The organism is Dawidia cretensis (genome assembly GCF_018598175.1).
GTDB classification, from domain to species: Bacteria; Bacteroidota; Bacteroidia; order Cytophagales; family Cyclobacteriaceae; genus Ohtaekwangia; species Ohtaekwangia cretensis.
In genome coordinates this window covers 1-253 of record NZ_JAHESE010000222.1, presented here as the reverse complement: position 1 = coordinate 253, position 253 = coordinate 1, and the positions used below count along the sequence as shown (strand labels likewise).

Sequence of the window (253 nt, the reverse complement as noted above, 5' to 3'; positions counted from 1 at the left end):
GCTGCACAATATGCAAATGCATTTAAAGCTAAAGAAGAAGGAAGACCTGTAGGTTGGTCAACATCCGTATTTCCTCAAGAGTTAGCAGAAGTATTTGACTTAAACGTAGTATATCCAGAAAACCAAGCAGCTGGAGTAGCAGCTAAAAAAGGTTCTTTAGAATTATGTGAAATACCTGAATCTAAAGGCTGAATCGTATAAACATCTAAGAGCACGAGACCTCTCTACAGATAGAAAGGGGTGTGAGGGGTGA

General features: G+C 39.5%; 1 pseudogene. It reads left to right on the top strand.

Annotation, left to right across the window (positions count from 1 at the left end):
- Positions 1 to 192, top strand: a pseudogene (locus KK062_RS30430) (2-hydroxyacyl-CoA dehydratase); the annotation flags it as partial.
- Positions 193 to 253 lie beyond the last annotated feature (61 nt).